The following is a 245-nucleotide window of genomic DNA, read 5'->3' on the forward strand; positions in this document are numbered from 1 at the left end:
CCAAAAGTTACAGCGCCGAGCGCGTCGACGCGGCCTGCCGGCGCGGCATTCTGATCAAGGCACGATCCGTCGCCTCGATCCGCTCCATCCTCCAGAACGGCCTGGATCGCACCTTTCTCGACGAACCCTCCGAACACCAACCCCTGCGCCACGGCAACATCCGCGGCTGGGATTATTTCCACTGAAGCCAAGGAGACCTGTATGCTCAACCATCCCACCCACGAACGCCTGATCGAGCTCGGCTT

The 245-nt window shown here is 62.0% G+C and carries 1 pseudogene; it reads left to right on the plus strand.

Annotated elements, in window-relative coordinates:
• Positions 1–185: pseudogene (locus tag AC5ZGW_RS47960) on the plus strand (IS21 family transposase); the annotation flags it as partial.
• Between the last annotated feature and the right edge of the window lie 60 nt (positions 186–245).

The sequence above is a fragment of the Bradyrhizobium sp. Crot121 genome, assembly GCF_059512385.1.